The sequence below is a fragment of the Cobetia sp. QF-1 genome (assembly GCF_002213105.1).
In the GTDB taxonomy this organism is placed as follows: domain Bacteria; phylum Pseudomonadota; class Gammaproteobacteria; order Pseudomonadales; family Halomonadaceae; genus Cobetia; species Cobetia crustatorum.
Window position 1 is genome coordinate 1 of record NZ_NBVS01000002.1, and the last position, 16,779, is coordinate 16,779.

At 55.8% G+C, this 16,779-nt stretch carries 8 protein-coding genes; 7 read left to right on the plus strand and 1 reads right to left on the minus strand.

Annotated features, from left to right (window positions below; all coding sequences use genetic code 11):
• From CFN46_RS03425 to CFN46_RS03450, 6 genes are all read left to right on the plus strand, one after another.
• Positions 1-6,894: VCBS domain-containing protein (locus CFN46_RS03425; protein WP_088742714.1), on the plus strand; the 6,894-nt coding region annotated here is incomplete at its 5' end.
• A gap of 98 nt (positions 6,895-6,992) precedes the next feature.
• Positions 6,993-9,167 carry a type I secretion system permease/ATPase gene (locus CFN46_RS03430; RefSeq protein ID WP_246116609.1) on the plus strand — a complete coding sequence of 725 codons (2,175 nt, stop codon included), beginning with the start codon at positions 6,993-6,995 and terminating at the stop codon, positions 9,165-9,167.
• Positions 9,160-10,545, plus strand: coding sequence for an HlyD family type I secretion periplasmic adaptor subunit (locus CFN46_RS03435; RefSeq protein ID WP_024951603.1), 1,386 nt, complete (start codon positions 9,160-9,162; stop codon positions 10,543-10,545). The genes CFN46_RS03430 and CFN46_RS03435 overlap by 8 nt, the downstream gene beginning before the upstream one ends.
• Positions 10,546-10,578: 33 nt before the next feature.
• Entirely contained in the window at positions 10,579-11,886 is a 1,308-nt protein-coding gene (locus tag CFN46_RS03440; RefSeq protein WP_088742715.1) for a TolC family outer membrane protein, read from the plus strand.
• 65 nt (positions 11,887-11,951) lie between these two features.
• Complete coding sequence (locus tag CFN46_RS03445; protein ID WP_088742716.1) at positions 11,952-13,880, plus strand: EAL domain-containing protein; 1,929 nt, start codon at positions 11,952-11,954, stop codon at positions 13,878-13,880.
• 20 nt (positions 13,881-13,900) lie between these two features.
• The gene (locus CFN46_RS03450; protein ID WP_088742717.1) at positions 13,901-14,569 is read left to right on the plus strand and encodes a transglutaminase-like cysteine peptidase; all 669 of its coding nucleotides are present in this window, start codon (positions 13,901-13,903) and stop codon (positions 14,567-14,569) included.
• A gap of 155 nt (positions 14,570-14,724) precedes the next feature.
• Here the strand turns inward: CFN46_RS03450 and CFN46_RS03455 are convergent, their stop codons facing one another.
• Positions 14,725-15,129 (minus strand): hypothetical protein, encoded by a 405-nt coding sequence (locus CFN46_RS03455; protein ID WP_088742718.1) that lies wholly within the window; start codon positions 15,127-15,129, stop codon positions 14,725-14,727.
• 333 nt (positions 15,130-15,462) lie between these two features.
• Between CFN46_RS03455 and fabV the strand changes: the two genes are divergently transcribed.
• Positions 15,463-16,665, plus strand: a complete 1,203-nt coding sequence (gene fabV, locus CFN46_RS03460) for an enoyl-ACP reductase FabV (protein ID WP_088742719.1) — start codon at positions 15,463-15,465, stop codon at positions 16,663-16,665.
• The last annotated feature ends 114 nt before the right edge of the window (positions 16,666-16,779 follow it).

The window sequence follows — 16,779 nt, forward strand, 5'->3', positions numbered from 1 at the left end:
CTCGACGGCAACGTCATCGACGGCGCCAATGACACCGCTGACACCCTGGGTGCGGACGCCACCACGGTCACTGCCGTCGATGGCAGCACCGTCACCGCAGATGCCGCGGCAGTCGTCACCGGCGACTACGGCACGCTGACGCTCGAAGCCGACGGCAGCTACAGCTATGTGCTCGACACCACCAATCCGGCCGTGCAGTCGCTGGATGATGGCGAGAGCCTGGCTGACGCATTCAGCTACACGATCACCGACGCCGATGGCGACACCTCCAGCACCACGCTGACCATCACCGTCGACGGCTCCACCGACGGCGTGCCGACCATCACCGACATCAGTGGTGACGCCGACAACAGCGTCACCGAAGCCACCGGCGACACCGTCACCGGCAGCTTCACGGTCGCGGCACAAGCGGGCATCGATACCGTCACCATCGGTGGCATCGACATCAGCGACGCCAGCACCACGCCGGTCGAGATCACCACCGACGAAGGCACCCTGACCGTGACCGGCTACGACGCCGGCACCGGTGAGGTCAGCTACAGCTACGTCGAAGATGGCGCGAGCGAAGACCACACTGACGGCGACATCACCGACAGCTTCAGCGTCGTGGTCACCGACATCACCGGGCAGAGCAGCACTGACAGCCTGGACATCGCGATCCTCGATACCGCCCCGGTCGCCAACGCCGATACGCGCAACCTCGGCGAAGACACCACCGCGGCCCTCGACGGCAACGTCATCGACGGCGCCAACGATACCGCCGACACCCTGGGCGCGGACGCCACCAGCGTGACCAGCGTCACGCCGGACGGCGGGAGTGCGTCCGCCATCACGGCCGATGCCGCTGCAGTCGTCACCGGCGACTACGGCACGCTGACGCTCAACAGTGATGGCAGCTACAGCTATGTGCTCGACACCACCAAGACTCAGTCGCTGGCTGATGGTGCGCAGGCGGAAGACGTCTTCAGCTACACCCTCACCGACGCCGATGGCGACACCTCCAGCACCACGCTGACCATCAACATCACGGGATCTGACGATCTGCCGATACTCACCGCAGATACTGGCGCTGTGAGCGAAGACAACGTGCTGAGTGCCAGCGGTACGCTGGAAGCCACCGATGTGGATGGTACTGCGCCGACCTTCATCGCCGAGACTGATGACAGCAGTGTCTACGGCAGCTTCGACGTCAACGCGGACGGCAGCTGGTCCTACACGCTCGACAATGACACTGCTGAAGTACAGGGGCTGACCGCAGGTCAGACTGTCACCGAGCAGTACGTCGTGCAGCTGTCTGATGGCACCAGCACCACGGTCGATATCATCATTACCGGTGCTGACGACGCTGCTCCGGCTGTCACGCTGGAAGACAAGGAAGTGACCGAAGCGACGGGTGCGACCATTACTGACACCTTTACTGTCGAGGCCGATACGGGTATCGCTGCAGTGACGGTGGATGGTCAGGACATCACCGGTTCAAGTACTACTCCGGTCGTGATCGTCAGTGGTGAAGGTACCCTGACCGTGACCGGCTACGACGCTGACACGGGCACTGTCTCTTACAGCTATGTAGAAGACGGTACTGCGGCAGATCACTCTGCTGGTGATGACAGCGTGGTCGACAGCTTCACGGTGGTGGTGACGGATATTACCGGTGCGACGGCCACGGATAGTCTCGACGTAAAGATTCTGGATACTGCGCCGACGGCCAATCCGGATGAGCGCACCATTGATGAAGATGCATCTGGTGAGCTGACGGGCAATGTGATCGACGGCGCCAATGACACCGCCGATACGCTGGGCGCCGATACGCCATTCATGGTGTGCAAGCTGGACGATAAAGGGATTGCGGACGGAGGCAGCGCCACCGTTACGGGCGACTACGGCACGCTGACGCTCAACAGCGACGGTAGCTACACCTATGTCCTGGATACCACCAAGACTCAGTCACTGGCTGATGGTGCGCAGGCAGAAGATGTCTTCACCTATGTGCTGGAAGACAGCGATGGAGATACTTCAACCACCACGCTGACCATCAATATCACGGGGTCTGACGATCTGCCGGTACTCACCGCAGATACTGGCGCCGTGAGTGAAGACAACGTACTGACGGCCACCGGCACATTGGAAGCGACGGATGTAGACGGCGACGCGCCGACCTTTGTCGCCGCCACCGATGACAGCAGTGTCTACGGCAGCTTCGACGTCAACACCGATGGCAGCTGGACCTACACGCTCGACAATGACAGTGCTGAAGTACAGGGGCTGACCGAAGGTCAGACCATCACCGAGCAGTACGTCGTGCAGCTGTCTGATGGCACCAGCACCACCGTCGATATCACCATTACCGGTGCAGACGATGGTGAACCAACCATCAGCACTCTGGATGATCAGTCGGTCATCGAGGGGAGTGGCACGACCATCACGGACACCTTCACTGTCGATGCTGATACAGGCATCGCCACGGTGACGGTGGATGGCCAGGACATCACCAATGCCAGCACTACGCCGGTCAAGATTGTCAGTGGTGAAGGTACCCTGACCATCACTGGCTACGACGCCGATACCGGCACTGTCTCTTACAGTTATGTGGAAGACGGTACGGCGGCAGATCACTCTGCCGGTGATGACAGCGTGATCGACAGCTTCACGGTCGTGGTGACGGATGTTACCGGTGCGACGGCGACGGATAGTTTCGATGTCACGATTCTGGATACAGCACCAACGGCCAACGACGATACCTACACCATTCGTGAAGATGACACCTCTCCTGATGGTGAGGCAGTTATCAGCACTAACGTCATTTCGAGCGTACTGGGCGGGGGGCAAGATGTACTCGGTGCAGATACTGTCACCATCACGCAGCTTGATGGTATCTCTCTTGCCGATAATGACGGCAGCGTCACTGTCGATGGTGCCTACGGCAGCCTGACCATCAACACCAATGGCTCCTTCAGCTATGACCTGGACGACGTGCGCGCGCAGGCGTTGGGGGCTGGCGATCTGGCCAAGGAAGAGTTCGAGTACACCATCACCGATGCTGATGGCGACTCGGGTGTCGCGGTCATCACCATCAATGTACAGGGGCTGAACGACAAGCCGGTGGCCTATGATGACGGCCCGATTCTGGTGGAAGAAGACACGCCGGTGAACGGCAATGTGCTGACGAATGACGTTGATTCTGACGGTGATGAATTGACCGTTGTCAGCTTCACTACCAATGGCACAACGTACACCGCGGGAGACGTCGCAGACCTTGGTGATGTCGGTACCTTGGTCATCAATACCGATGGCAGCTTCATCTTTACGCCGGGAGAGAACTACAACGGCCCGGTGCCTGATACCACCTATGTGATCACGGATGGCACTGAATCTGATGAAGCGATCCTCAGCTTCCAGGATGTCACCGCGATTGATGATCCCACCGTCATCAGTGCCGATGATGGTGCTGTTGTCGAAGATGGTATGACGGAAGCCAGCGGTACTTTGACAGCGACTGATATCGATAATGATGCGCCGACGTTCACGGCTGCTACCGATGACAGCAGTATCTACGGTTCCTTCGCAGTCGATGCGGATGGCAACTGGACCTATACGCTGGATAACGATACCGCCGCTGTGCAGGGCCTGACATCAGACGACACCATTACTGAGCAGTACGTCGTGCAGCTCAGTGATGGTTCCACTACGACAGTGGATATTGTCATCACGGGTACTGATGATGCTGTGCCGGTCATCACGCTTGAAGACAAGAAAGTGACTGAGGCAACAGGGACGGCCGTGACGGATTCCTTCGCGGTCGCCGCTGCGGCAGGCATTGCCGCCGTGACCATCGCGGGTATCGATATCACCGAGGCAAGCACCACACCGGTGGTGTTTTCCAATGATGAAGGCACGCTGACGGTCAGTGGCTACGATGCCGAGGCGGGGACCGTCTCCTACAGCTACGTTGAGGATGGTACTGCGGCGGATCATTCCGAAGGCGACGTCATCGACAGCTTCGCGGTCGTGGTGACTGACCTTGCCGGTCAGAGCAGTGCCGATAGCCTGGATGTCACTGTCCTGGATACCGCGCCGACGGCCAACGCCGATACCCGCAGCATGAACGAGAATCGCAGTGCTGCCGTTACCGGCAACGTGGTGGACGGCTCATCTGCGACGGCGGACACCCTGGGTGCTGATGCCGTGAGCGTGACCTCTGTCAGTTCCGGCACAGATACCGCTGCGGTGAGTGTTGGCTCGGCAGCCGTGGTGACGGGTGAATATGGTGAACTGACCCTTGAAGCGGATGGTTCCTACAGCTATCAGTCCGCATTCGACGACGTGCAGTTCCTGGCGTTGGGCGAGTCGGTCACGGACGTCTATACCTACGTGATCACGGATGCTGACGGTGATACCTCCAGCACCACGCTGACCATCACCATCAACGGCCGCAACGATGCTCCTGACATTACCGTCAGCAGTGGCGATAGCGCATCTGCCAGTCTGACGGAAACCAATTCAGCACTGACTGCCAGCGGTACCTTGACTGTCTCCGATGTGGATCTCAGTAATACCGTGACGCCGAGTGTGACCAGTGTTTCCAGCGTGGGTAATACCGATGCTCTCAGCAATGACGATCTGCTCTCCCTGCTGGGTGTGGATGCCGGTTCGATCATTGCGGGCGGTAGTGACGAAGGGACGCTCAACTGGACATTTGATAGCAGCTCGGTGGACGACAGCTTCGATTATCTCTCGGCAGGTGAATCGCTGACTCTGACCTACACCGTCACCGTCACGGATACAGACGGTGCTACCGATACCCAGGATGTCGTCATCACCATCGTGGGAACGAATGACGCACCTGTCGTTACCGATGCTTCGGGACGAGTCAGCGAGGAAGGGCTACTGGGTGGCATCGCGGATAGTGCTGCGGCTGATGGCTTTACCGATACTACAGATTCCACGACAGTCACTGGCACGGTCACAGTCACGGATGTCGACAGTGACAGCGTGTCACTGGTGTTGACAGAGCCGGCCACGACGATTACTTCTGGCGGCAGTGCCGTGACCTGGAGCGGTAATGGCACTCAGTTACTGACGGCAACCGATTCCGATGGCAATGAAGTCGCGACGGTGACTATCGATGATAGTGGTGCCTACACCTTCACGCTGAGTCAGGCGGTTGATCACTCAGAAAATGGTGAGGATGTTCTGTCGCTGGACTTCGGCGTGCTTGCGACGGATGCCGAAGGTGCTAGCTCGACCGCTACGCTGACCATCGGCATCGAAGATGATGCACCTCTGGCAGTAGATCCGACGAGTTATAGCCTTGCTTTCGTGGATACCAACCTATCCTTGGTACTTGATATCTCTGGATCAATGGCCACGATCGATACCACGACAGGTGAGACGCGACTGGACAGTGCTATTGACTCACTGAAGACATTGATAGAGGCATATGATCAATACGGTGAAGTAAGAGTCAATTTGGTGGCCTTCTCGACCACAGCAGTGCGCCTGGAAGGTTGGGCGACGGCAGACGAAGCATTGTCAGCGCTTGAGACGCTGCGTAATAGGCAAGGCGGCGTCACTAACTATGATGCAGCCTTGGCGCAAATGATGGATAACTTCAATCAGCCAGGCGCGCTGACGAATGGTCAGTACGTGTCTTACTTCGTCTCGGATGGCACGCCTTATGGCTCTGATGGGAATACCAATACACTAACTAATGCTTTTAGTAATTCTGCTCTTTCTATAAATAATCCTGATACAGGGATAGGAGGGGCTGAAGAGGCTATCTGGACGAGTTTCCTGTCGGAAAATGGCGTCAAGTCTTATGCAATTGGCCTTGGCACTGCCAGCACGGATAACCTGGATCCTATCGCTTATGACGGGGTGACTGGCGAAAACATTGGTGGTGTGGTCTTCGATGGATTCGCGCAGATTGATGAATACATTGCTAATACAGTGACGCAGAGTGTGCAGGGTGGTGTTGCTGGCTCCTCGGTACTGGATGGCGAAATTGGTCTTGCCGACGGTGGTTATCTTTCTGAACTGGTCGTGGATGGTGTGACTTACTCGTTTGATCCTGAATCTGGTGAGGTACAGGCAGCAGCTGGGGATTGGAGCTTTGATGCAAGCACTCTGCAACTGACCGTAGCAACCGACCTGGGTGGGAGTCTCGAATTCAGCTTCCAGGATGGCAGTTTCAATTACGCCGCCCCAGCAGGTCTTACACAGACGGAACAAGAACGCTTTGATTTCACGGTAGCGGATGGTGATGGGGATAGTGAGAGTTCCTACTTCCTCATTGATTTGGATCAACAGGATGTCTTGATCGGTACCACTGGGTCTGACTCGCTCTCTGGAACTGGTATTTCTGATCAGATTGTTGGTCTGTCCGGTAATGACACCCTTCGTGGGCTTGCTGGGAATGACACGTTGGTTGGCGGTTCTGGGGATGATCGTTTGGAGGGTGGTTCTGGTAATGACAACCTTCAGGGTGGTGCCGGTAATGACACCCTCATCGGCGGAACGGACAATGATATTCTGACCGGTGGCGATGGTGCCGATATCTTCATGTGGATGAATGGGGATGATGCCAATAGCTTGGGCGGTACCGCGACTGACACCATCACTGATTTCAGTGTTGCTGGAGGCGATGTACTGGATCTGTCTGACCTTCTCCAGGAAGACGAGGATGCCAATAGCCTTTCCAGCTTCCTGCACTTCGAGTCAGACGGCGCTGGTGGTACCAACATCTCGATCAGTGCTGATGGTACGGATGGGGATAATGTGACTCAGGAAATCAACTTGAGTGATGTGGACCTGACTTCTGGTGGAGATACTGATACTCAGATCATCCAGTCGTTGCTTGATAGCAACAGCCTCAAGACCAGTATTGACGGCTAAATATGAGGAACTAGGGGAGATGGCTTAGGCTATCTCCCTTTCCTGCATTAGACTTTACCGTATAGCTGCCTACGAAGTGCCCCACTAAGGAGGACAGGTTGAGTGATCAGCCCACGCCACTGAGACCAGACCCCGTTGGAGAAAAGGAGGGAGATCCCCTTCTGAACGCGTTGGTCTTCATGGCGCGTTACCACGGGAATCCAAGGTCTGCCGCTGTGCTTGTCGATGGCCTACCGATGGAGGAAGGGCGTTTGCCCTTGGCGCTTATCGATCGTGCCGCAGCGCGAGCTAACCTTAGCGCCAAGCTGGTCAGTCAAAAGATCACGGCCATCAGCGATATGTTGATGCCGTGTATCTTGATGCTGAATGAGGGGCGCGCCGTTGTATTGCTTGAGGTTGACGTCGACGCTGGTAAAGCGCGTATTCACCAGCCGGAGGCTGAAGGCGACGAGCTAGTGGACATCGAGACACTGGCTTCGCGTCACGATGGTCGCGTCGTCTATATGAAGCAAGAACATCGCTTCGATGAGCGTGCGCCTGAGACACTCAAGCAAAGCGATGGGCACTGGTTCTGGTCGACTCTAAAACTGTCGGCTCCGATCTATCGCGATGTGATCCTTGCCTCTGTTCTGATCAATATGTTTGCCATTGCATCGCCACTGTTCGTGATGAATGCCTATGACAAGGTGGTGCCCAATCTGGCGTTCAACACCTTGTGGGTCATGGCGACGGGCATGGCGATCATCATGGTATTCGATTTCGTGATGCGGCAGACGCGTGCCTATTTCATGGATACCGCCGGCAAGAAGTCCGAGGTGTTGCTGACTTCCAAGCTGTTTGCCAAGACCATGAATTTACGTATGGAATCGCGCCCCGGATCGGTGGGTGGTTACGTCAAGCACCTGCAAGAATTTGACTCGATTCGAGAGTTTTTCACTTCCGCAACGCTGTCCACTCTAGTTGACCTTCCCTTTGCACTGCTTTTCCTGCTGGTTATCTGGATCGTGGCGGGCCCGTTGGTACTGGTGCCGTTGGCGGCTTTGACTATCTTGCTGATCTATAGCTTGGCGATACAGAAACCTTTGCGAAGCAGTATCGAGAAGGGCTCACGGCTGGCGACAGAGCGTAATGCTCGCCTCGTAGAAGCAGTGTCTGGTCTTGAGAGCCTCAAGCTAGCCAATGCTCAGGGAGAAACCCAGCGACGTTATGAGCGTGCAGTCGGGCAGATTGCCCATTGGGGTGTGAAAAGTCGCAATCTGACAACATCGGTTAGCTCATTAAGCATGACGTTGACTCAGGCGACCACGGTTGCCCTGGTTGTTTTCGGGGTCTACCTGATTGCCGATGCACGCTTATCTGTCGGCGGGCTGATTGCCGCGGTCATGTTGTCAGGGCGTGCTCTACAGCCGCTGGGGCAGCTAGCATTGCTGATTACCCGCATTGGTCAGACGCGCAGCGCCATGAGTGCACTTGAGCAGATCATGTCATTACCGGAAGAGGCGGAAGATCGACGCTATGTGCATCGCGAGCAGCTACAGATGCGCATCGAGTTTGATCGTGTCGGTTTTGCCTATGCACCCAATACTCCCCCGGCTGTCACGGATATCTCGCTGACTATTGAGCCTGGAGAGCGAGTGGCAATCATCGGTCGAATCGGTGCAGGCAAGAGTACTTTGCAGCGGCTGATCTGTGGCCTGTATCGCGCTACAGCGGGAAGTGTGAGAGTCGATGGGCTGGATCTCAATCAGCTGCATCCTGCTGATGTGCGCCGCCATATTGGGCATGCGGGACAGGATAGCGCGCTGTTCTTTGGCTCTATTCGCGACAACATCACGCTAGGGCAGCCGCATTCCAGTGAGATCCAAATTGATCTCGCAGCTGATGCTGCAGGTGTTACCGAGTTCACCCGCCATCACCCTGAAGGTCTGGACCGTCAGGTCGGTGAGGGTGGGCGCATGCTCTCCAGTGGACAGCGTCAAACAGTATTGCTGGCACGTGCGCTGTTGATGCGTCCGCCGTTGCTGCTACTGGATGAGCCGGGTTCCCATATGGATAACCGTGCCGAGCATCGTCTGCGGCGCATGCTCAAATCACTGCCACGCAGTCAGACGGTGGTACTAGTGACGCACAAGAGCAGCATGCTTGAAGTGGTAGATCGCGTAATCGTGATGGAAGGCGGACGCATCGTTGCTGATGGACCCAAGGACAAGGTGCTCAATGCACTGAACGAAGGGCGTGTCGCTGGACGTCCTCAGGAGGTGAAACGTGGCTGATAAGGCATCGATTGAACAGCGCGACCTTCACCATCTGGATGATGTCAGTTCGGCTGTCTTGCTTGCCACCCCGTGGAAGTCACGCATCCTGATCTGGATGGTGTTGGCGTTTATCGTCGCATTTATCATCTGGTCAAGTCAGGCCAGCCTGGAGGTCGTGACACGTGGCTCCGGCAAGGTAGTGCCATCAACACACCTTCAGGTTGTGCAAAACCTTGAGGGTGGCATCGTGCGTGAGATATACGTCAAGGAAGGTCAGATCGTCTCGCCGGGAGAGCCGCTGCTGCGTATCGATGATACGAGTGCTGGCTCTGATTTGCGTGAACGAGTCTCGACACTGGATGGTCTGCAAGCCACCATCATGCAATACGATACTGAGCTTTCTTCTATCGAGGTCGAGGCATCGGCTGCTGACTGGAAGAGTCAGGTAACAGTTAATAGTGCGGCATTACCCTTCGATGATGATTTCAAAGCGCGTAGCCCAGCGCTTGTTTCTCGTGCCATGACAGCGTATCGCACGCATCTCAATCAATTGAATAGTGGCTTGAATGGTGCACGAGAGCAGATTCTGCAGAAAGAGCAGGAGCTGAGAGAATTGAAATCCCGCATCAATAGTCTTGATCGTAGTTATCAATTGTCACGCCGTGAACTTGGCATGACAGCGCCATTGGTACGTGAAGGGATTGTCTCTCAAGTCGATCTGCTCAAGATTCAGCGTGAAGTGAATGACCTGCGTGGAGACTTGGAATCAGCACGCCTTGCGGTACCTGGCAAGCAGTCCGAACTGGATGAATCGATTTCCAATCGTGTCGGGGTTGCACAGGAATTTCGTTCGCGCGCGGCAGATGAACTTGCCAAAACTCAGGCAGATCTTGGGCGTTTGCGTGAAGGGCGTACCAGTCTTCAGGACCGTCTTGATCGTACTTTAGTGACATCTCCGGTTCAGGGCGCCATTAAAACCTTGAATATCAATACTATTGGCGGAGTCATTGAACCTGGCGAAGATTTGATGGAAATCGTTCCTATCGAAGATCAGTTGCTGGTTCAAGTTCGGGTGGTCCCTAAAGATATTGGTTTCCTGAGGGTTGGGCAGCCTGCAGTCGTCAAGCTATCGGCCTATGATTTCACTATTTACGGTGGGCTTGAAGGTAAGGTTGAGCAGATAAGTGCTGATACCGTGCAGGATGAAGAGGGTAATAGCTTTTATGAAGTCAAGGTGTTGACGGAGCTTAACCACCTTGGAACCGATGCAGACCCTCTGACGATTATCCCGGGCATGCAGTCGAGTGTAGATGTCATCACTGGTGAGCAAACAGTACTGCAATATCTGATGAAACCAATTTTGCGCGCCAGGCAAGGTGCCTTGCGTGAACGTTGATCAAGGGCAAGATGTACTCAAGGATAATTCATAATGAAAAAATCACTCTTGGCGCTCAGCGTTATAGCAGGGATTAGCGTTAGCGTTCATGCGTCGGCATTGACACTGGAAGAATCTGTATCGAAAGCAGTAATGGAAAACCCGCGTACACGTCTTCAAGTCTCACGTCATATTCAGCGTCTTGAAGAAGCTGAAACTCAGCGCGGTGCCTATCGTCCGACGGTTGATCTGACTGGACGTCTCGGCTATGGCAGGTTTGATTCAGAAAGCGACAATGTAGAAGACGATGATAATTGGCATGACTATCGCCGCCTTGATGTCACCATTCGCCAACTGCTATGGGATGGCGATACTACGCTGGAGCGGATTCGTCAGGCAGAAACTGAAGCCGACTATCAGCGCCTTCAGGTGGCCGCAGAAGCCAATGATGTTGCATTGGATACTTCGGGTGCCTATCTGCAGGTGATGCGCGACGAGCTAATCCTCAAGTATGCACAAGCCAATCTTGATGCCCACTTGCGCATTTCCAATGATATAGGGCGTCGTGCTGATTCTGGTCTTGGGGCGCGCAGTGATGTGCGTCAGGTTGATGGCCGTCTGGCGAATGCTGAAGCCAGCGTGCTATCGGCACAGAACAATCTAGAAGATTCTCGTTCTGCTTATTTGCGTCTGGTCGGTGAGCAGCCGTCCGAGTTGCGTCTGCCAACTATCGATACCAGCCTGATCAGCGCTGATGTTGACAGTGCCTACGTGCAAGCCAATCAGCGTAATCCGCTACTGGCCTCCGCGCGCGTGTCTATCGATGCCGCGCGTCACGAAGTGAACGCTGAAAAGGGTGATTATTACCCAGAGTTCAGTCTCGAAGGTAACCGTTCGCTGACGGATAATTATGATCAGGATGATAGCAGCGATGATGACTGGAGTGTTGAACTGGTCATGCGTTACAACCTCTATCGTGGTGGGCGTGATCAGTCCGAAATACGAGGTCGTCAGGCCGCACTGGAAACCGTCGAACACGATAATGATCGTGTCGTACGTGACGTGCGTGATGAAATTCGTCTGGCCTGGAATGCCCGCGAGAACCTCAAACGTCAGATCGATTATCTCGAAAGCTACGTACGTGCAGCGACGGATACGCGTGAGAGCTATCGCAAGCAATTCGATATCGGTCGTCGCACACTGTTGGATCTTCTGGACAGCGAGAGTGAGCTCTTCACTTCGCAACAGAATTTGATTCGCGCCCGATTTGATCTAGAAACAGCCAACTATCGTCTGTTGTCTGCGACAGGCGCATTGCTGGATTCAATGAGTGTTTCCGTACCAGTCCAACAACAGGGCTGAGTGACCCACGGTGTCACTACCCTCAGTGGCACCGTGGCCATGCTGACGGCTGATGAGGAAATCAGATGAGTCTTTCGCGCCGCCTGTTTACCTTGATGTTGTTGCTACTGTTGGTATTTTCCTTCGGTATCTTCTTCATTCAGGTCAACAACACCCGTGATTCACTGGCCGAACGACAGCGAGTCGAACTCTCGAACCTTGCCCAGAGCTTGAGTCTCGCGTTGGTGCCACATGTGGAGCTTGGCGATGCAGCCAGCGCAGAAACATTGATTCGTGCCACGGTAGACGGTGGGTATGTCAGAGATGTTCGACTGGAAAGTGTTGCGATACCAGCGCCCATTTCTTTCGGTATTGAGCGTGAGAGTCACGCGCCTGCATGGTTTCGTGAGCTGATTCCCATCTCGGTAGAAACGGTGAGCCGGGAGCTGCCTGGTGGTTGGGCATCGCTGGGAACAATCAGTCTGACGGGAGAGCCGGCTCAAGGGCACGATCAACTCTGGGCGCTAGCCAAGCGTCTCGGGTTGTGGCTGTTGGTGGGTGGACTGCTTTGTCTGCTGATCGCCTCATTGGTGATGAGACGTTTGCTGCGCCCACTTGATCGTTTATCCGGTCGTCTCAATGAGATGGAAACCCAGCGCTTCGATGCACCGCTGGAAGAAACAAGTGTCGAGGAGCTCAAGGGGATTACCTCAGCGGTCAATCGACTTGGGCAGAGACTGCAGACCCAGTTTGAGGCGCAAGCCGCTCAGCTGGCGCGTCTTCAGCGTCAGGCAGAGCAGGATACTGTGTCTGGACTCGGCAATCGTGGCTATCTTAACCGTGCCGTCGATGAATGGTTAAGCGAGCCGCTGGGGGGAAGCTTTGTATTGCTTCGCGCTGGGCATCTTGAAGAGGTCTATCGCGAACAAGGTCATAAAGGACGTGATGCCTTGATTCGTGCGATTGCCCAAACGCTTGAGCAGCGTGAGCTCGAGGGTGAGCCGATAGTAGCGGCCCGTTTGGGCAACTATGATTTTGGGCTGCTGTTGCCGGAAGTGGATGAAGTGACTCTGCTAGCTTTCCTGGGTGAATTGGCTGACAACATTGATAGCCTAATGGACGCCAACCCATTGGCTGAGATTCCGTATATCAGTTGTGCAATCGGCGCGGTTCGCCGTGAGCCGGGCATGCAGCGGACTCAGATGTTCACGATTGCCGATGCCACGCTACTGCAGACTATCGAGCAGGGCAGTGAAGTAGGGTTGGCACCGGAAGGTGGCCAGGCTCGTCCACGTGGCGAGTGGCGTAAAGTCATCGAAAAGGCCTTGGGTGATAACAATGGCCTGGATTTCGTGGCGCAGCCTGTATTGCTCAATGATGGCAGTGAGTTGCACAGAGAGTTGTTTGCACGCCTACGTGAAGGAGACGAACTACATCGGGCTGGTGATTTCCTGCCGGTTATCCGTCACTTCCGTATTGGGGCGCGCTTTGATCTGAGAGCATTGGAATGGCTGGCGATGAACATCGACAAGATTCAGGTGCCACGTCTAGCACTCAATCTGACGCGAGAAACCTTTGATGACGAAGCGAGTTTTGCGGGGCTGATCAACTGGTTGAGTGCGCATCCGAGTATCTGTCAGCGCCTCGATATCGAAGTGTCAGAGAGTATTGCGTTGCGGTATCAAGAGCGCGTCAAGACGCTGTTCCGTCGTGCTCGTCAACTGGGTGGACGTGGCGGTATCGATCGCTTTGCGCGTGAGCTGAAGGAGCTGAGTTATCTGTCTGCACTACGTCCGGATTACGTCAAGATCGATCAGGCATTCTTCAAGCGTGAAGATATCGATACCGAGCTACTGCAGAGTCTGTGCATGACAGCGCATCAGGTTGAGTCCAAGGTCATTGTCACGCGTGTGGAGTCTGCAGAGGACCAAGCGCGTGTCATGTCTGTCGGTGCTGATGGCTATCAGGGTTACGTATCGCCTGCTGTTGATGTCATGGAAAGAAAGTCTAGCTGAGTGGCAAAGGATGCCTCGTCATGACTCATCGTCGCTGGTGGAAGGGACTGGTGGCCGGGTTGCTGCTGCCTCTTTTGGTAGGAGTGGGTCTAGCGCAGGCGCTCGATGCTCGACGCTTCATTGAGGTCTATGGCTCTGGTGGCTGGACCCGCGTGCAGCAGTGGCAGCAGTTGCTGACGCGTCTTGAGAGTGTGCCGGTGAGGCGTCAGTTGAGAGAGGTCAATGATTTCTTCAATCGCCTGCGCTTCACCGATGACATCAGCGTGTGGGGCAAGGAGGATTACTGGGCTACGCCGCAGGAGTTTCTGGGAGCTGGTGCTGGTGATTGCGATGACTTTGCGATGGCGAAATACCTGACGCTGCGTCAATTGGGTGTGCCCGAGCAGTCGCTCCGACTGCATTACGTCAAGGCATTGCGCCTCAACCAGTTTCATATGGTCGTGACCTATCAGGCGGCGAATACACGCAATCCAGATGTACTCGATAATCTGAATAGCTCTATCTTGCCGGCCAGCGAGCGGACAGATTTACTGCCGATCTACAGCTTCAATGGCAGTGCACTATGGATGAGCAAGCAACTTGAAGGCGGTGAGCGGATCAGTGACAGCCGAGGGCTATCAAGTTTGACCGATTGGCAGAAGCGCCGAGAAGATGGTGTGCTCAGAGCCCCGTTGCACAAGCGTCCTTGAAGTAGGTCGTTGCTATTTTCAGTGACGAATATGGCGAAACGCACAGCGCCCCGTGGCCTTTATGGCCACGGGGCGCTGTGCGTTTCGGCTGTTGTATGTAAGAGCGTCAAAAAGCAGTAGCCGGCATATCACTGCGGGGTTTGCTTCAACAACAGTTATTCTGGCGTATTGCCACGCAGATAGAGGATTTCAAGCAGGTTGCCGTAACGATGGCGGCTAGGCATGGTGGCCAGTCCCGAGAACAGCAGCCAGAACAGGCGGCGGCCACGACTCAGACGATGAGTGTGCTGCAGGAGGCGTGAGAGTAGGCGGCTGTCATCGAAGCCCTTGAAGTTTGGCGTCATGCCGACCTGTTCACGTACCAGCACCGGTGCCATTTCCAGTCGATAAAGTTGCTCGAGTTCGCGAAAGCCGATGCCTTGCGCCTCGACGACCTCTGCCATGTGCTGATAATCGGCTTCACGTGGATCGCGTTCCAGCCAGAGTGGCGACAACGCCAGCCAGACATCCTGGCGGCGTTCGAGCAGAGCGGCGACATCGGGCGCGAGATGATCGTTCATGGCGGGACATCCTGAAGTCGGGGTCCAGCATGCAGGGGCACGAATGGACGTCAGACGAATATGAAGAGAAGGGCGTCATGATACGGCAGTGGCCCTGCATGGCTCCAGTTGTCCCCCCGAACCGAGACAGATACGGTGTCCGGGGCGGACAGCGTGGCCGACAATCGCTAGAATAGCGCCCAGAAGCTGGTTTCAATGCCGGTTTTATCCGATTCGAACGCCATACTCACGATACGCTCCGATACCGGTAGGCAGCCATGAGTTGCCGCTATCGCGGAGCGGGTATCAGCATCGGCGGGTACACGCCGGGCCAACAGCAAACGAGGTTTTTACGTGATCATCAAACCCAAGGTTCGCGGCTTCATCTGCACCACTACTCATCCCAAGGGCTGCGAGCAGAACGTTGCCGAACAGATCGCCATCACCCGCAAGACCGTCGGTGACAAGCGTGACGGTGGTCCGAAGAAGGTGCTGGTGATTGGTGCCTCCAGTGGTTACGGCCTCGCGGCGCGTATCACGGCAGCGTTCGGTTACGGCGCAGACACCCTGGGTGTCTTCTTCGAGAAGCCGGGCACCGAGAAGAAGGCCGGCACCGCGGGCTGGTACAACTCTGCCGCCTTCGACAAGTTCGCCAAGGAAGAAGGCCTCTATAGCCAGGCGATCAATGGTGATGCCTTCTCCCATGAGACACGTGCCAAGGCCATCGAGCTTATCAAGGCCAACATGGGCGAAGTTGACCTGGTCATCTACTCGCTGGCCTCGCCAGTGCGCAAGATGCCGGACAGCGGTGAACTCAAGCGCTCCGTGCTCAAGCCGATTGGCGAGACCTACCGCGCCACGGCCATCGACACCAACAAGGACGTCATCATCGAAGCGGAAGTCGAGCCGGCCACCGAGCAGGAAATCGACGATACCGTCACCGTGATGGGCGGTCAGGATTGGGAACTGTGGATGCAGGCGCTCGACGAGGCTGGCGTGCTGGCCGAAGGCGCTCGCTCCGTGGCCTTCAGTTACATCGGTACCGAGATCACCTGGCCGATCTACTGGCACGGTGCACTGGGTCGTGCCAAGGAAGATCTTGACCGCGCCGCTGGCAGCATTCACGACACGCTGTCCGCCCGTGGCGGTCGTGCCCACGTGGCCGTGCTCAAGTCCGTGGTCACCCAGGCGAGCGCCGCGATCCCGGTCATGCCGCTCTACATCTCCATGGTCTACAAGATCATGAAGGAGAAGGGCCTGCACGAAGGCACCATCGAACAGCTCAACCGCTTCTACGCCGAGCGCTTCTACGGCGAAGGCGAGATCGCTACCGACGAATCCGGCCGTCTGCGCTTGGACGATTGGGAGCTGCGTGATGATGTTCAGCAGGCTTGTCAGGAGCTGTGGCCGAAGGTCACCAGCGACAACCTGTTCGACATCACCGATTACGCGAGCTACAAGCAGCAATTCCTCAAGTTGTTCGGCTTCACGCGTGACGATGTCGACTACGATGCCGATGTCGCCACCGATGTCGAATTCGATGTGGTGCAGATGTAAGCCGCATAGCGATAAAGATGATGGACATATAGCGATAGCGAACAGGCGTCATGTGACGTGAGATTCGCTGGATGAAACGCCACCCTTCGGGGTGGCGTTTTCGTTACGGCATCG